This window comes from Hoeflea phototrophica DFL-43 (assembly GCF_000154705.2).
GTDB lineage: Bacteria > Pseudomonadota > Alphaproteobacteria > Rhizobiales > Rhizobiaceae > Hoeflea > Hoeflea phototrophica.
Window position 1 is genome coordinate 3570003 of the sequence record NZ_CM002917.1, and the last position, 15598, is coordinate 3585600.

The 15598-nt window shown below is 59.7% G+C and carries 15 protein-coding genes; 8 read left to right on the forward strand and 7 right to left on the reverse strand.

Going from position 1 to position 15598, the window contains the following annotated elements:
* Window positions 1-17: 17 nt before the first annotated feature.
* The 7 genes from HPDFL43_RS16855 to HPDFL43_RS16885 all read right to left on the reverse strand — a co-directional run bounded on the left by HPDFL43_RS16855 (window position 18) and on the right by HPDFL43_RS16885 (window position 7912).
* On the reverse strand, window positions 18-1115 hold the full coding sequence (locus tag HPDFL43_RS16855; protein WP_007198598.1) for a DUF2333 family protein: 1098 nt from the start codon (window positions 1113-1115) through the stop codon (window positions 18-20).
* The gene (locus HPDFL43_RS16860; RefSeq protein WP_007198599.1) at window positions 1108-2409 is read right to left on the reverse strand and encodes a DUF6638 family protein; all 1302 of its coding nucleotides are present in this window, start codon (window positions 2407-2409) and stop codon (window positions 1108-1110) included. The genes HPDFL43_RS16855 and HPDFL43_RS16860 overlap by 8 nt, the downstream gene beginning before the upstream one ends.
* Window positions 2406-4322 carry an AAA family ATPase gene (locus HPDFL43_RS16865; RefSeq protein ID WP_007198600.1) on the reverse strand — a complete coding sequence of 639 codons (1917 nt, stop codon included), beginning with the start codon at window positions 4320-4322 and terminating at the stop codon, window positions 2406-2408. Before HPDFL43_RS16865 ends, HPDFL43_RS16860 begins: the two co-directional genes overlap by 4 nt.
* A gap of 4 nt (window positions 4323-4326) precedes the next feature.
* A complete protein-coding gene (locus HPDFL43_RS16870; protein WP_007198601.1) occupies window positions 4327-5472 on the reverse strand; it encodes a hypothetical protein in 1146 nt (381 codons plus the stop codon).
* Between the two features lie 29 nt (window positions 5473-5501).
* The gene (locus HPDFL43_RS16875) at window positions 5502-6590 is read right to left on the reverse strand and encodes a coiled-coil domain-containing protein (RefSeq protein ID WP_007198602.1); all 1089 of its coding nucleotides are present in this window, start codon (window positions 6588-6590) and stop codon (window positions 5502-5504) included.
* Window positions 6591-6787: 197 nt separating this feature from the next.
* On the reverse strand, window positions 6788-7186 hold the full coding sequence (locus HPDFL43_RS16880) for a c-type cytochrome (protein WP_052093225.1): 399 nt from the start codon (window positions 7184-7186) through the stop codon (window positions 6788-6790).
* A 135-nt stretch (window positions 7187-7321) separates the two neighbouring features.
* Entirely contained in the window at window positions 7322-7912 is a 591-nt protein-coding gene (locus HPDFL43_RS16885) for a thymidine kinase (RefSeq protein ID WP_007198604.1), read from the reverse strand.
* A 222-nt stretch (window positions 7913-8134) separates the two neighbouring features.
* Here HPDFL43_RS16885 and choX point away from each other — a divergent pair, with 222 nt between their 5' ends.
* The 8 genes from choX to HPDFL43_RS16925 all read left to right on the forward strand — a co-directional run bounded on the left by choX (window position 8135) and on the right by HPDFL43_RS16925 (window position 15575).
* On the forward strand, window positions 8135-9064 hold the full coding sequence (gene choX, locus HPDFL43_RS16890) for a choline ABC transporter substrate-binding protein (protein ID WP_007198605.1): 930 nt from the start codon (window positions 8135-8137) through the stop codon (window positions 9062-9064).
* A gap of 70 nt (window positions 9065-9134) precedes the next feature.
* Entirely contained in the window at window positions 9135-9989 is an 855-nt protein-coding gene (gene choW / locus HPDFL43_RS16895) for a choline ABC transporter permease subunit (protein ID WP_007198606.1), read from the forward strand.
* Complete coding sequence (gene choV / locus HPDFL43_RS16900; protein WP_007198607.1) at window positions 9986-11047, forward strand: choline ABC transporter ATP-binding protein; 1062 nt, start codon at window positions 9986-9988, stop codon at window positions 11045-11047. Before choW ends, choV begins: the two co-directional genes overlap by 4 nt.
* 63 nt (window positions 11048-11110) lie before the next feature.
* The gene (locus tag HPDFL43_RS16905; protein WP_007198608.1) at window positions 11111-11872 is read left to right on the forward strand and encodes an SDR family NAD(P)-dependent oxidoreductase; all 762 of its coding nucleotides are present in this window, start codon (window positions 11111-11113) and stop codon (window positions 11870-11872) included.
* A 4-nt stretch (window positions 11873-11876) separates the two neighbouring features.
* Entirely contained in the window at window positions 11877-12632 is a 756-nt protein-coding gene (locus tag HPDFL43_RS16910) for a HugZ family pyridoxamine 5'-phosphate oxidase (RefSeq protein WP_007198609.1), read from the forward strand.
* A 96-nt stretch (window positions 12633-12728) separates the two neighbouring features.
* On the forward strand, window positions 12729-13025 hold the full coding sequence (locus tag HPDFL43_RS16915) for an ArsR/SmtB family transcription factor (protein ID WP_007198610.1): 297 nt from the start codon (window positions 12729-12731) through the stop codon (window positions 13023-13025).
* A gap of 79 nt (window positions 13026-13104) precedes the next feature.
* The gene (locus tag HPDFL43_RS16920) at window positions 13105-13317 is read left to right on the forward strand and encodes a heavy-metal-associated domain-containing protein (protein ID WP_007198611.1); all 213 of its coding nucleotides are present in this window, start codon (window positions 13105-13107) and stop codon (window positions 13315-13317) included.
* Window positions 13318-13328: 11 nt separating this feature from the next.
* A complete protein-coding gene (locus HPDFL43_RS16925; protein ID WP_040450421.1) occupies window positions 13329-15575 on the forward strand; it encodes a heavy metal translocating P-type ATPase in 2247 nt (748 codons plus the stop codon).
* Window positions 15576-15598 lie beyond the last annotated feature (23 nt).

The following is a 15598-nucleotide window of genomic DNA, read 5'->3' on the forward strand; positions in this document are numbered from 1 at the left end:
TACCGGCAGACCGTGGGTCAGCGGTCGAGAATGCCGCGGATTTCCACCAGTTTGGAGCGGAACCTGAGCACATAAAATCCCATGGTTGCCAGATGCGTCGGCATGATCCAGCCACTCTCATTGCCATTGGAGATAATGAAGGGCTGGATCTTGAGCGCAGAAGACAATTGTCCGTCCATCTCGTCCCACAGCTGCCCAAGGTTTCGCTGGGCGACCACGTCGCGGAAGTCTTCGCGCGTTGCTTTCAGGATGCCGTAGTAACCGTAGAGCTGCCCGTAGGAGAACCAGAACCGGTCATCTGCGCGGGTGTCGAACCATCCGGCATTGAAATTCTCCGACCGGTCTCTGAGGATCGCGGATGTCGAGCCGACATCCGAGGCGATCCGGTCAAGGAACTGGATCAGGTTGTCCGCGCGCGCATCATAGATCGCGTTGCAGGTTGAAAGACGATCGTTAAAGGCCTGGAGATCGTCGATTGCGGAACGGTAGAATGAGGGTGTCGGAGTTTTCGGTCCAAACGGGTTGAGCCCGAAATACCAGGTGTATTCATCAAACTGCATGGCGCCGCGGGCGTCTTGCAAATCGCCATCGACCTGACTGGTTCCGCGCACGCGGCCGAGCGTATCGACAAATTCCACCGTCGTACGACGGATCGCCTGATTCACCCCGCGCTGAAATGCAGCCTTGTTGTCGAAGAACGGCGTGTGATCCCAGTCGATCCCGAAGAAGCCCGTCTTGTAGAGGATCATCGAGGAAGTCCAGGCGTTCTGGTTGACGTTGAAGTCGATCAGATCCGATGTCACCGAGACCATCGCGGAGGGGGCGCATGTCCCATTGCCGGTCGCGGTGCCTGGTGTTGAAGCAATCATCTCGCGCTTGGCCGGATATTCGGGATCAAAGCCGCTCCAGATCTGCGATTGCCAGAAGAAGTAGCCGTAAAGACCCGCAAAAAGAACGATGATCCCGCCAACCACAGCCTTGAGGATGAAACCCCGCCTGCGGTACCAGCCGGCCATTGTGACAAATGGCCAGAGCAGCGCCGCGATCACCAAACCGATGCCGCGGCCGATGGCATGAAAAATGCGCTCGAAAAAGGCAATCACGGGATCAAGCATTGTCCTGGTTTCCTTCAAGTCCGTAGAGCCGCGCCCTGAGCGCCGCCTTGTCCTTCAGATAGGTGTCCGACAGCACCTTCACAACATGGGCCCGATAACCCTCGGAATATCCGTCATAGGCTTCATAGAAGCCTTGCTTGTCAAAAACAAAGCGCGAAACGAAATCAAACGGCGCCAGCCGCGCTAGCAAGCGGTTGATCAGCCACTGGTCCTTATGGGCGGGGGCAGCACGGCACAACAGCAGCCGGCGATCGGAACGCACCTCACCCATCTTGATCTGCCCGGTGGCCGATATCTCGCGGATCATTTCCTGCAGGAACGGATAGACCCCCTGCTCGGCGATCAGACCCGCGTTGCGATGCATCCAGGTTTGCAACCAGATCTTGTCCGCACGGCTCAGATCCACATCCGGATCGACCTTGCCGATAAGATCGAAGATCGCCATCTCGGCACGGTGCTCGAAGAAGCCGGAGGGTTCGACCCAGGATGCCCGTGGCAATTGCAGCCGCCCGCTCTTGGAGAGGTATTCGAAGATGCGGGCATGATCGGCAATATCGATATAGCTCACCTCCCATGGCCGGGAGCGGCGGAAGCCTGGCGCCTGATTGTTGCAGATCACCGTTGTGGTGCGGTCATCGCGGAAGATGAACACGCCGCCAAAATGATTGGCCCAATAGGAGGTGTGCTCAAACACCAGCTTGTCTGGCACCAGCGCGTTCTGCCGGATGTCGCCGGTTTCGCGCGCCAACGCCACCATGCGGTTAAGCATGTCGTCATCGCGCCAACCATCCCGCGAGCTCTTCAGACGGTCCACCAGTCCGCGCAACTCGGACGCCTTGCCAAGCATGTCCTCGGCCGACAAGACACGGAAACGGACCTCCTCGATTGCAAGCAGATCCTCGACGCCGGTCACGATGGCGATGGGATCCTCGATCTCGCCGAACAAGGCGTCCTTGATGGTGATCGCATGCACGACCCGGCGGTTGCCGTCGAAGAACTGGTGCATCAGTCCGGCAGTGTTGGAAAACTGGGTGTGCACCACCGGCAGGTGTTCCTGCTCCGGTGTAAGAATCACAAACCGCCGGTTCACTCCGTTGGGATCAAGATAGTCCCGGTCATCAAGCTCTTCGGCGATCTCCGGCGAGAAGCCGGTCATGTCGATGCGGAAATGCTCAAGGGCCGTCTGAGGAAGGCCAAAAGCCTTCAGCGCCTTGTTGTAACGGCCGACCAGATGCGGCTCGCTGATCGGCAGCAGGCGACCGTAAATCAACTCATTGTCGGCGAGAAGTTTCATGTCTGCCAGCGCCCGTCGCGTTTCATCTCTTCGATCTCGCGGATCGCGCGCTCACGCTGCCGCTCGCGGCGAATGATGTCATCAACTGCCGTTGCGTCCGAACGGTCGGTGTAGCGGAACTCGGAATCGGCATAGCGATTGATTTCCTGCAGCACCATGTCGATGGTGAAGGGCTTGCGCAGCTCGGAGATCATCGCGACCTTGTCGTCATAGGACTTGTGCATGAAAGCTTCAGGCGTCTCGAACCACACGTCCGGCAGGTCGATGTCCATCGCCCGCATCTTGATTGCGTCGGTGATGTTCTTGATCGCACGGCCGGTGAAGCGCGGTTCGGCAAGCTTGATGCGGTGCAGATAGGCACCGATATCCGCGATGGTCTTGACCTTGCCATGCTCCTTCTCGAATACTTCCCAGACCGACAGAAGCCCCTCTTCCTGCGGCCGGTCGTGGCCATCATAGGATCGCGCCACCGCCTGCTTGATCTCCTGGCTGACAAACAGCTCATGATCGCCCAGAGGGATCGAATGGTTCTTGCCCGCCAGCAGCGCGAAGATGTCGATGTAGTCATCAAGCGATTGCGGCCCATCGACCAGCCAACGCGCCCCGGCACGCTGTCTGAGCGCATCATCGACATTTTCCGGATAGTTGGAAAACATCCCGAAGCTGCAATTGCCGCGCACCACGGTCGACGCGCCGGCGAAGCTCTCCATCAGCACCGCGGTCACTTCCTGCTGCCCGGACGAGGCACGATCATCCGAACGCTTGGCGGCAACCTGGTCGATGTCGTCGACGGTGCCGAAGCCTATGGCACGCGGATTGAGCACATTGTCGACGAAGGCCTTGCAGTTCTGACCCGACTTGCCCTGGTAGGAGGAGATCTGGTCGACACCGAAATTCTCGTAGTGGAACGGGTAGCCCGCGACCTCACAATAATCATTGATCATGCCGGCCAACATCTGGATCAGGATGGTCTTGCCGGTGCCCGGCGCGCCATCGCCCATGAAGGTGAAGAGAAAGCCGCCAAGTTCGACAAACGGATTGAGTTGCCGGTCGAAATCATACGCAACGATCATCCGCGCCAGCCGCATCGCCTGGTGCTTGGCAAGATGGTTGCCGATGATCTCATTGGGCTTCTTGAAGCTCATCACCAGCGGCTTGCGCCGCTGCCCCGGCGCCACATCGAAACCATCCAGGGTGAAATTGTCGCTCTCGAGCCTCAGATGCGTTTGCGCAAAGGCACTCAGCGCATCGAACCGGCCGCGGCGGCTGATCAGCCCCTCAATCGCAACCCGCGCCAGTGCCCTGGCCCGCGCCGTCATCGTCACTTCGTCGGGCGCACCGGCAATGGCGGCGTCGAGGCCCGCAATCAGCGACTTGAGGGCATCCTGGGGCGTGTCGAACAGGAAATCGGGCTCCTCGGTGTCATTGGCAGGCTCGCTCTCGCCATCCACTGTCTGGAGAATGTAGGCCGCAAAGCTGAAAGCCGCGACATAGGCGGACGCGGTCAGCAACCGTTTGAACCGCTCCGCCTCCTCGCCCTGCAGCGGCGCGCCCGCATTGCGTGATTGCAGGCTTTCAAGATCGGTCTGACGGCCGAACATCTCCGCCACCGCCAGCGCCACCGCCAGGCCGCGCCGGCTCCGAAACAGCAGCGTGTGCTGCGGGATCGACAGCATCTGATCATCCGGGCGGATGGCCTGAATGGTCTTGCCAAGCTCAATCTCGCGGGTCCGGCGCATGCCACTGGTCGAAACGGTGGAGACAAACCGCCGGTTGGTCCCCGCAAGCGGCGTCGATGATGTGCCGTCTTGTTTTTCCATCACGATCACGCGGGTGACCATCGACTGCGCCAGCGGTCGATGCTTTGCGATGTCGTCTTCGGATATTGTGGTCAGTCCGGTTGTCTGGCTCATTCGGTCATACCTCGCTGATCACCTGGTTGCCCGACACCACATGCACGGTGAAGCCTGAAAAGATGCTCTCGGCCTCGCCTGATGCATAGAGCGCCTGATAGGCATCATGGGGCACCAGCGCATGCTTCTGGTAAGCACTCACGCCCTGGCGGGTGGCTTCAAGATCGTCGGTGTCGATGTGATATTCGTCGCGCGCCGGTTCGGAACTCCACAGCCCGCGCTTTGCAGGCCGTTCTGTCTTGGAGAACACTTCCTGCATGGTCCAGGTCAGAAGCCAGGCGTTTTCTTCCTTGCGTACTTTCGACAGGATCTTCGAGATCTTGTCGTTGTTGTCGGTGGCACCCGCTGAATAGAACGGTCCGAGGACAAAACGGCGCAATTGCTTGGGATGCAGAAACTCGAAATCAGCATCGATGTTCTGCGCAATCGTCACCGGCGAGAGCGAGTAGGCGCCATGCCGTTCCGCGGACGCGTCGAACGCATGGGCAAATTCGGGATTGAGCAGCCCGCCGACAGGCAACGGGATCTCGACGTCCGGGTTGAGCTTGCCGCTCTTGGTGACCAGCATCTTGGCGATCGCTTCGCTGGAATCCTCAATCACCGCCATATAGACCATCGGCAAGGTCTGGCTGCCGTCAAACACACCCCAGTGAACCACATAGAACGGCCGCCCGTTTTTCGGATTGACCGAGACCTTGATGGTTTCAGGCAGATTGAATGGAGCAAACACCGCATCCCTACCGATCTCTTCGAGATAGAGCCGTTCGGCGATCTGTTCCTGCAGTGCTGCGGGGAAATCCCGGTGACGCAGGATGAAATCCGCCATCTCGGCCTTGAGGGTCTCGATATCCGGCATCGCCGCCAGCCGGTCCTTGGCGCTGGCGCGATCGTTTTCGAGCGTCAGCACGTTCTGGAACACCGGGAAACCGCTGTCTGCCCTGCTGATGCGGAACCGCTCCATGAAACCGACCCGGTTCTCCCAGGCTGAAAAGGTCGCCTCCAGCCGGTCGACATAGGGAATGATCACCTGACCGACCAGGCCATGCGTATAGAGCGGTGATTTGGCGTCGGCGAGATAGACCCGCAACCCCTTCAATGCCGCCCGGATCGACCGGAAATATGCGCCGGCGGCACCTGTATCAGCGCGCATGGCCGTGCCCCATCCTCATGTCACCCAAATCAGGGTTTCACGTAATTGGCGGAATTGTGCTTTTCGAGAACTTCCGAAAACCGTCGCGCAAACGCATCATCGGCCAACTGCTTGCGGCGCTGGATATCCTGCGTCGACAGCATGTTCTTCTCATGCATCTCCAGAAGATCACCAATGTGCTTCTGCGCCGCCGCACCGATGCCCGCCATGGTTTCTTCAGCGGCGGTGTCCACCCTGCTGCCCAGCGTGTTGATCTTGTGCGCAACATCCTGCTGCGCCGCGGTCTTAAGTGAATCCTCAAGCGCCTTGTAGAGCACGATGCGCTGTTCGGTATCGATGGTCAGCTTGTTGATCAGCGTGTTTTGCGCCGCAATCTGATTGTTGAGCGAATCCACAAAAGTCTGGAACATCGAGGTGTAGCGTTCCAGCGTCTGGCTCTCGGCCAGCAATTCCTGCTCCTTGGCCTGCTGCTCATTGTATTCGGTGGCGAGCCTGGAACGATCGCTTTCCAGTTCGGTCCGTGTCTTCTGATCCGTCGACGCCGCGATCTGGTTTTCGATATCGAGCAATTGCGGATTGATCTCCTCGATCCGCTGTTGCGTCGCTTCCAGCTGCGCCATGGTCTCCTTGCGGCGCTCGATCACCTTGATAAGGCTTGCTTCCGAGGTCTTGTAACGGCTGTCCAGAATGTCCTTCTGGTCCTTGAGAATTCCGGTGATGGTGTCGGATTTCTTCAACAGTTCCTGAAGATTGCCCGACAGCGACATGTTCCTGACCCGGTCCGAGCGCATCCGCTGCGCACGTGCCTTGGAAAAGATCGAGATAAAGCTCTCCATGCCGGAAAAGCCCTTCATGCTTTCAAATTCCGAGCCGAACACATTGGTTGCATCCTCAAGCCCGATGATCAGGTCAGCGATGTTGCTTTCCATGATCCGCTGCTGGCGAAGCACATCCTGAATGCGGGCATTCTCGATATCGAATTGCGGATCACCCAGTTCGGCATCAGCCTCAGACATCTTCTCGAGCACCACCCCGGACGCCTCGATCTTGGAGCGCATGTCTTCCACAACGGAACGGGTTTTCTCGATTTCAGCGTCAAAACTCTTGATGTTGGCCATGCCCGAATTCCTTATAATTTCGCGCCTCAGATCGTGCGCCCAAATACCTTGTCCGGAAGCACCGGATTCCAGTTCTTTTGTAGCACCGCGAACCACAGGCGCAAACAAAACGACCAGTAACAACGTAAGCATGACAAGTGCACAAAAAAAGACCGCCCCCGAAAGAGCGGTCTACAATAAAGCAGGAGCGAATGCTCTTATTCGGCGGCAGAGGGGTCCTTGAGGTAGGCAATCACGTTTGCAACGTCATCGTCCTTCTTCAGCCCCGCAAAGGCCATCTTTGTGCCTTTGACCACTTTCCGCGGTGCACGAAGGTAGGCGTCGAGCGCCTCGACTGTCCAGGTGGGAACTTCGTCGGCATGGGCGATCATGGCTTTTGAATATTTGTAGCCTTCAACCGAGGCCATCGGCCGGTCGACAATACCGACCAGATGCGGCCCGACACGGTTCTTGGCTTCAGTGGCGACATGACAGGCGGCACACTTCTTGAAAACTTTCGCGCCTGCGACAGCGTCGCCGTCTGCAAGAGCCGCGGTTGGTGCTGAAAGTCCTGCCGCGATAACGGCACCGAACAACATAGGTAGGGATATGCGCATAAACAGTCTCCGTTCGCGTTTGCTTATAATAAGGTTATAGCGCACGCTGCGGCGAGGGCAATGTGCCTAATCCCTACTCACTTTTTCCGACATGCAAAAAGGGAGATGGTTCAGGGCAGAATTATGGCCGATTCCCTAATTGGCGACCTCGGGGTTCATGACTTCGTCCCAATGACGGCGACAATAGGACACATAGCGGTCATTGCCGCCGACCTCGATTTGCGCGCCCTCCCGCAAGACCATGCCGTTCTGATCGGTCCGAACCACCATGGTCGCCTTGCGCCCGCATTCGCAGATAGTGCGCACTTCGCGCAGTTCGTCGGCAATCGCCAAGAGCGCTTGCGAGCCTGGAAAAAGCTGTCCGCGAAAATCCGTGCGCAAACCGTAGGTCATCACCGGGATGCCCAGCCGGTCAGCGGCGCGCGCCAGTTGCCAGACCTGATCCTCAGTCAGAAACTGAGCCTCGTCGACAAAGGCGCAGGCGATGTCGCCCTCGGCTTGCAACGCCTTGAGTTGGGCATAAAGATCATCATCGGGGCGGAACGGGAGCGCTTCGCAATCAAGACCGATGCGCGACGCGATCTTTCCGACACCAGCGCGGTCGTCGAGACTCGCGATCAACAACACCGTGCGCATGCCCCGCTCCCGGTAATTGTAGGAAGCCTGCAGCAACAAGGTCGATTTTCCCGCATTCATCGTCGAATAGCTGAAATAAAGCTTGGCCACGGCGGCTCTCCGGTCGTTGGGCGTTTTCAGACCCCGTGAAAGAGATCATTGTGCTTCGGTTGTGACCCTTCTTGCCCATACCGCCCCGCCAATTCCAACCCCGGATGGACCTCTTTCAACAGCCGTTTTGTAACCGTTGCGCCAAATTACGGCGACTTTGACGCTTGAGTTCAACGCCTAGAGGTGCTTGTTTCAGCTCTTCGAAGACCAGAGGGATGAAACATGACAAGAAAAATCACCATCACCATCGCAGCTATGCTGCTCGCAGGCACCGCGACCGTCCAGGCCGCTGATTCGGAAGCCTGCAAGAATGTGCGTTTCGCCGACGTCGGCTGGACCGACATTCAGGCCACAACGGCAGTCGCCGGCGTTGTGCTCGATGCGCTTGGCTACAGCCAGGAAGTTCAGGTGCTCAGCGTGCCGGTGACCTACCAGTCGCTCAAGAACAAGGACATGGATGTGTTCCTCGGCAACTGGATGCCATCGATGGCAGCCGACGTGCAGCCGTTCCTTGACGACGGATCAGTCGAATCCATCGCGCAGAACCTTGAAGGCGCAGGCTACGGCCTCGTCGTGCCGGCCTACGCCGCAGAAGGTGGCGTCACGAGCCTGACCGACATCGGCAAGTTCAAGGACCAGTTCGACGGCAAGATCTACGGCATCGAGCCCGGCAATGACGGCAACCGCATCGTGCTCGAGATGATCGACGATGCAGCCAACGGCCTTGACGGTTTCGAACTCGTGGAAAGCTCGGAAGCCGGCATGCTTTCGCAGGCCGAAAAGGCGCTCAAGAACGAAGAATGGATCGCCTTCCTCGGCTGGACCCCGCACCCGATCATGGGTGAAATGGACATTGTCTATCTCGACGGCATGGGCGATTCAGGATTTGGCGCGGCGACCGTACATACCAATGTGCGTGCAGGCTTCACCAGCGAGTGCCCGAATGTCGGCACTCTGGTCAAGAACCTTGAGTTTTCGCTGACCATGGAAAACCAGATCATGGACGCGATCCTCAAGGGCGAAGACGCCAACGAAGCTGCTCTCGCCTGGCTGAAGGCCAACCCGGACACCGTGTCGCCCTGGCTTGAGGGTGTGACCACATTCGACGGTGGCGATGCCGCCGCAGCCGTGACTGCCAAACTCGGCATGTAATTTCGACATTCCGGTCCGGCGACCCTGACAGGTCAGGCGCCGGACCGGGCTCAATGCCGAGGGGACTGGCATGGACGGACTGGAAAACTTACTCACCGCGTGGAAAATTCCGGTCGGGCAATGGGGCAAAAGCTTCTTCAGCTTTCTCACCGACAATTTCGAATTCATCTTTGACGCGATTGCCGATTCACTCAAGTTCCTGCTCGACGCAATGATCGACGGGCTGTTGTGGCTGCCGCCCCTGATCGTGGTGGCGGTCATTGCCCTGATCGGCTGGCGCATTCAGAAATCCTGGAAGCTCGCGCTTGGCATCGTGCTGGGACTGGTTTTCATCATCAACCAGGATCTCTGGAAAGAAACCGTCGAAACCCTCGTTCTGGTGATTTCCGCCGCCTTCATGTCCATGGCCATCGGCGTACCGATCGGCATCTGGCTCGCCCACCGCCCCAAGCTCTACGCCTATATCCAGCCAATCCTCGACCTGATGCAGACGATGCCGACCTTCGTCTATCTCATTCCGGTGCTGATCCTGTTTGGCCTTGGCCTTGCGCCCGGCCTTCTGGTCACCATCATTTTCGCCTCACCTGCTCCCATCCGGCTCACCTATCTGGGCATCACCTCGGTGCCCAAGCCGATGATCGAGGCCGGCCAGGCCTTCGGCGCCTCGCCGGGGCAGTTGCTGCGAAAGGTCGAGTTGCCGGCCGCACTTCCGACCATCATGGCGGGCCTGACCCAATGCATCATGCTGTCCTTGTCGATGGTGGTCATCGCGGCCCTGATCGGCGCCAACGGGCTTGGCAAGCCGGTCGTCCGGGCGCTCAACACCGTCAACATCCCGCTGGGACTGGAAGCCGGCATCGCGATTGTCATCCTTGCCATCATCCTCGACCGGATCTGCCGTGTCCGCATGGGAGCCACATCATGAGCACTGAGCAGGTTCGCGGCTCGGTCCGCATCGACAATGTCTCGATCATTTTCGGCGACAACACCGAGCAAAGCCTGGCCCTCGCCGATGCGGGCAAATCCCGCGCCGAGATCCAGGAACAGACCGGCGATGTGCTCGGCGTCCACAATTGCACCGTCGACATCAACGAAGGCGAAATCCTGGTCCTGATGGGCCTGTCGGGCTCCGGAAAGTCGACACTTCTGCGCGCCATCAACAGGCTCAATCCGATCAGCCGCGGCAAACTCATCGTCAATTGCGGCGATGAGACCGTTGATGTGGGCGCTTGCGATGAAAGGCGGCTTATGGAGTTGCGCATGGACACCGTCTCGATGGTGTTTCAGCAATTCGGTCTTCTGCCCTGGCGCTCGGTGGCTGACAATGTCGGCTTCGGCCTGGAGATCGCAGGCATACCCGACAGCGAACGCAAGAGCCGCGTCACCGAACAGCTCGCGCTGGTCGGCCTGTCCGATTGGGCCGACCGGATGGTCGCCGAACTCTCGGGCGGCATGCAGCAGCGTGTTGGTCTTGCGCGCGCCTTTGCCACCGGCGCGCCGGTCCTCCTGATGGATGAGCCGTTTTCTGCCCTTGATCCGCTGATCAGGACCCGGCTGCAGGATGAACTCCTCGAGCTTCAGACCCGGCTGGGAAAAACCATCGTGTTCGTCAGCCACGATCTCGACGAAGCCATGAAACTCGGCAACCGCATCGCCATCATGGAAGGCGGCCGGATCATCCAGTGCGGCACCCCGCGCGAGATCGTCAATTCGCCGACCAACCAGTATGTCGCCGATTTCGTCGCCAACATGAACCCGATCGGCATGCTGTCGGCCAGTGACGTCATGACACCTGGAAAGCCTGACGCCACGCGAGGCAAAACGCCGCTCGCTGCCTCCGTCACGCCAGACACACCGCTTGCGGAGGTGATGGATGCACTGGCCAAGCGGGAGGGCACCATCGGCGTCATTGACAAAGGCGCGGTCACAGGTTCCATCACAGCTGACGATATTGTGCGTGGATTGACCCGGCATCGCCGCTAGTCCAAACGCGCTTTCAGACCCAAAACACCAAGACAACCCGATCGTATTCGAGGAGACGAAACCATGGAAGTTGATGGCAAAGCCGCTATTGTGACCGGCGGCAGCTCAGGCCTTGGCGCGGCAACAGCGCGTGCTCTGGCCAAGGCCGGCGCGAAGGTTTCGCTGCTTGATGTCAATCTGGCGCAGGCGGAAGCCATCGCGCAGGAAATCGGCGGACAGGCATTTGCCTGTGATGTCTCCGACGCCGCAGCCGCCGATGCGGCACTCTCGGCCGCAGCCCAAGTCAACGGAGAAGCCCGCATTCTCATCAATTGTGCCGGCATAGCACCCGCCACACGCGTGGTTGGACGCGAGGGGCCCCATGACCTCGAGATTTTCCGCAAGGTCATCGAGGTCAACCTGATCGGCAGCTTCAACATGCTGCGGCTGTTTTCCGACCGCGCCGCCAAGCTTGACCCGCTCGCAGACGGCGAGCGCGGCGTTGTGATCTCGACCGCGTCGGTCGCTGCCTTCGACGGCCAGATCGGCCAGGCTGCCTATTCGGCTTCGAAAGGCGGAGTTCACGCCATGGCGCTGCCGATCGCGCGCGAACTGGCGCGTTTCGGCATTCGCATCATGACGATCGCACCCGGGATTTTCGCCACCCCGATGCTGATGGGGATGCCACAGGAAGTTCAGGACAGCCTTGGCGCATCCGTTCCCTTTCCCTCCCGCCTCGGCCAGCCGGAGGAATATGCCCGGCTTGCCATGCACATCATTGACAATGTGATGCTCAATGGCGAGACCATCCGGCTTGACGGTGCGATCAGAATGGCGCCGAAATAGCGCCATGAAAGAGCCGGTCAAAACCATCCGCGACACCGATGAAGAGGCCAGACAGCTCGCACGCCGTCTGGTCAGAGGCGCTCGGTTCGCGGCTATCGGGGTGCTGGAACCTGAAACCGGCTTTCCCTTCACAAGCCGGGTCCTGACAGGAACAGACACCGATGGCGCTCCGGTGATCCTGGTTTCAGGCCTGTCGGTTCACACCGCAGCCCTGCTCGACGATCCAAGAGCGTCGTTGTTGTTTGGCGAGCCGGGCAAGGGCGATCCGCTGGCCCATCCGCGCATCACACTGCGCACCCTTGCGGTCCGGGTTCCGCGCGATGACGAAAGACATGCAGCTCTGCGCGCCCGCTTCATTGCACGCCACCCCAAGGCAGCTCTCTATGCCGATTTCCCGGATTTCACCTTCTTCCGGATGGTGCCGGAATCAGCCAGCCTCAATGGCGGCTTCGGAAAGGCCTATGTGCTCGAGGCTTCCGATTTTCTGATCCGATCGCCGGCCATTGCCGACATGGCCGCGCTTGAACCGGGCGCCATCGAGCACATGAACACCGATCATGCCAGCACCGCCGATGCCTATGCCAGGGCCTTCGCCGGGTCAAAGCGAACCGGCTGGAGGGTTTGCGGAATCGACTGCGCCGGACTTGATCTCGCCAATGGTGATGAACTCGTCCGGATCGAGTTCGAAGCGCCCTTGGAGGAGGCCGACCAGCTTCGCGCAATGCTTGTAAAATTGTCTCGTTTCGCCTCTCAAAAATAGGGGTATACAGGGCAAGCTTCATGATTAAATTGTTTCCAAATCAACGGATTAAAACCTTTAGCCGCACCCGGCCCGACGCATTTCGAAAGATCGAGCATGATCGACGCACAAGACCTGGAACGCAATTCGGATGAAGCTGCAACGCTGCTCAGCGCCATGGCAAACCAGAAACGCCTTCTAATTCTGTGCAATCTCGCAAGAGGCGAAGTGCAGGTCGGTGTCCTCGCTGAACGTGTGCAACTGAGCCAGTCAGCGCTCTCGCAGCATCTGGCCAAGCTTCGCAATCAGGGGCTTGTGTCGACGCGCCGGGAGGCGCAAACAATCTTCTATTCGATAAATTCCAATCCCGTGCTGCAGATGCTCAGGACACTCGATACGCTTTATTGTCATTGAATCCAGCGCGCCGGCTTGCCGCCGGCGCTTGACGTTTTCCGGTCGGCGTCCCCATATGGACCCTGAAAGGAAACAGCCAATGACAGTTTCGATCAAAATCGAGGGTATGCATTGCAACGGCTGCGCGAACTCTGTCGAGAAGGCAGCGAAAGCGGTCGATGGCGTTTCCAATGTTCGCGTCAGCATAGAAGCCAATGAATTGACAGCCGATCTCGCCAAACCGGAGCTCGTTGATGCGCTCAAGGGAGCCATCGAGGCCAGCGGATTTGATGTGGTCGGCATCGGCAATTAATGGATCTGGCGATGAACGCCGCCCCTCAACACCTGACCTTCGACATAAGCGGCATGACCTGCGCCAGCTGTTCAGCCCGTGTGGAAAAGGTGCTGTCGCGGCAGCCAGGCGTCCGTGAAGCGCGCGTCAACCTGGCGCTGGAACGCGCGGATATAGAGGGCGAAGCGCTTGATCCGGGTACGCTTGCAACGGCAATTGGCAAGGCCGGCTTCGGTGCATTGCTCCGTCAGGCGGATTTTGCAGCGCACCGCGACGCCGATGAAGCTCAGGCCGCGACACGCCGGGCCGATGAACGCCAGACACTCCTGCGCCTTGTCGTTTCCGCAATCCTGACACTGCCGATTGTGATTGGCATGCTGCCGATGATGACTGGCATGGGGCAAGCCTGGATATCTCCGGTATGGCAAGCCATACTCGCCACCGGGGTAATGGGCGTATCCGGCAGCCGGTTCTGGCGCGAAGCCGTGGGCGCGCTGCGCGGCGGTTCCGCCAACATGGCGGTGCTGGTCTCTCTTGGCACAGGTGCCGCCTATGTTTTCTCGATGTGGGTGCTCCTGAGCAACTGGGGTGATCCGCATGCCGCCCATGACGGCACATCCGCGCATCTGCATTTCGAAGCTGCCGCGGTGGTTCTCACGCTGATCATGCTGGGCAAATATCTCGAAGCACGGGCCAAGTCCGGCGCCGCAGGCGCGCTCAGGGCATTGGGCAGGCTGCAACCTGAAACCGCAGATCTCAAGACCTTGAACGGATCCGTCCGCACCGTGCCGGTCGAGCGTCTGGTTGCGGGTGACATTATAATTGTCAAGCCAGGCGCGCGCGTCGCTGCCGATGGCGTGATCACAGCTGGCCAGTCCTCGCTTGATGAGGCGATGGTGACCGGCGAAAGCATGCCGGTCGCCCGAGGCCCGGGCGAACCGGTGATCACAGGCACCACCAACACCGATGGACTCCTCGAAGTCGAGGTCCGGGCTGTCGGTGCCGACACCCGGCTTGCCCGCATGACCCGTCTGGTGGAGGAAGCGCAGTCAGGCCACGCGCCTGTCCAGAAGCTGGTCGACCGGATTTCAGCTGTCTTTGTGCCGGTCATACTGGTGATTGCCGGCATCACGCTTTCCTGTTGGCTGCTTGTGGGCGCAGGTTTTGAAACAGCGATGGTCGCAGCCGTCGCAGTGCTGGTGATCGCCTGCCCCTGCGCGCTGGGGCTCGCCACCCCCACCGCATTGGTCGCAGGCACCGGGTCTGCAGCAAAGGCAGGCATCCTGATCCGCGACATCGAAACCCTGGAGCGCGCCACCGACATCAAGGCCATCGCCTTCGACAAGACCGGCACACTGACCGCCGGTGCGCCCGAAGTTGCGGACCTTTACCCGGCAGACGGCGTCAGCGCTGTTGATCTGTTGTCCCATGCCGCGGCGGTGGAGACCGGAAGCGAGCACCCCATCGCCAACGCCATTCTCGCCCGTGCAGAAGGATCCGGCGTCGCCTTCAAACCCGCCAGCGATATCCGCGCCGTGCCCGGGCGCGGACTTACGGGAATGGAGGGCCAAATCAACATCCGTGTCGGATCTGCACGCTTCCTTGAGGAGGCCGGTATCGACACCACTCGGCTCGGCAAAAATATCGATCTCAACGGTGCCGGAACGCTGGCCTGGGTCGCAGCCGACCAACGCCTGATCGGTGCAATCAGACTGGCCGACGCGATACGGCCGGAAGCCCGCACAGCCATCGCCGAATTGAATCGCCGCGGGTTGCAGACGATCATGCTCACCGGGGACAATCAGGCCACGGCGCGGGCAATCGGGGAGATGGCCGGGGTCTCGGACATACGTGCAGGCCTGCTGCCGGCAGAGAAGCTTGATGCGATACGCGAGTTGGCGCACCGGACCGGCGGCCATGTCGCCTTTGTCGGCGACGGCCTGAATGATGCGCCCGCGCTGGCAGCGGCCAGTCTCGGCATTGCCATGGCAGGCGGCGCGGACGCGGCGCGCGATGCGGCGGCAATCACCCTGATGCGGCCCGACTTGCGGCTGGTTCCAGCCGCCCTCGATGTGGCAGCGAAAACCCGCCGGACAATCCGCCAGAACCTCGGCTGGGCCTTCATCTACAATCTGATCGGGGTTCCGCTAGCAGCATTCGGCATACTGCCGCCAGTCTTTGCAGGTGCGGCAATGGCCTTTTCCTCGGTCAGTGTCGTCGCAAATTCGGCCCTCATGGCCCGCTGGCGGCCCAAAGCCGATCAGCCTCCTTCAAAGTGAAAAAGCCCGCCTCCTTCAGCAAG

Bases quoted from the DNA above. Each gene is read 5' to 3' on its own strand.
- HPDFL43_RS16855 (WP_007198598.1), bottom strand. From the start codon at position 1,115: ATGCTTGATCCCGTGATTGCCTTTTTCGAGCGCATTTTTCATGCCATC.
- HPDFL43_RS16860 (WP_007198599.1), bottom strand. From the start codon at position 2,409: ATGAAACTTCTCGCCGACAATGAGTTGATTTACGGTCGCCTGCTGCCG.
- HPDFL43_RS16865 (WP_007198600.1), bottom strand. From the start codon at position 4,322: ATGAGCCAGACAACCGGACTGACCACAATATCCGAAGACGACATCGCA.
- HPDFL43_RS16870 (WP_007198601.1), bottom strand. From the start codon at position 5,472: ATGCGCGCTGATACAGGTGCCGCCGGCGCATATTTCCGGTCGATCCGG.
- HPDFL43_RS16875 (WP_007198602.1), bottom strand. From the start codon at position 6,590: ATGGCCAACATCAAGAGTTTTGACGCTGAAATCGAGAAAACCCGTTCC.
- HPDFL43_RS16880 (WP_052093225.1), bottom strand. From the start codon at position 7,186: ATGCGCATATCCCTACCTATGTTGTTCGGTGCCGTTATCGCGGCAGGA.
- choX (WP_007198605.1), top strand. From the start codon at position 8,135: ATGACAAGAAAAATCACCATCACCATCGCAGCTATGCTGCTCGCAGGC.
- choW (WP_007198606.1), top strand. From the start codon at position 9,135: ATGGACGGACTGGAAAACTTACTCACCGCGTGGAAAATTCCGGTCGGG.
- choV (WP_007198607.1), top strand. From the start codon at position 9,986: ATGAGCACTGAGCAGGTTCGCGGCTCGGTCCGCATCGACAATGTCTCG.
- HPDFL43_RS16905 (WP_007198608.1), top strand. From the start codon at position 11,111: ATGGAAGTTGATGGCAAAGCCGCTATTGTGACCGGCGGCAGCTCAGGC.
- HPDFL43_RS16910 (WP_007198609.1), top strand. From the start codon at position 11,877: ATGAAAGAGCCGGTCAAAACCATCCGCGACACCGATGAAGAGGCCAGA.
- HPDFL43_RS16915 (WP_007198610.1), top strand. From the start codon at position 12,729: ATGATCGACGCACAAGACCTGGAACGCAATTCGGATGAAGCTGCAACG.
- HPDFL43_RS16920 (WP_007198611.1), top strand. From the start codon at position 13,105: ATGACAGTTTCGATCAAAATCGAGGGTATGCATTGCAACGGCTGCGCG.
- HPDFL43_RS16925 (WP_040450421.1), top strand. From the start codon at position 13,329: ATGAACGCCGCCCCTCAACACCTGACCTTCGACATAAGCGGCATGACC.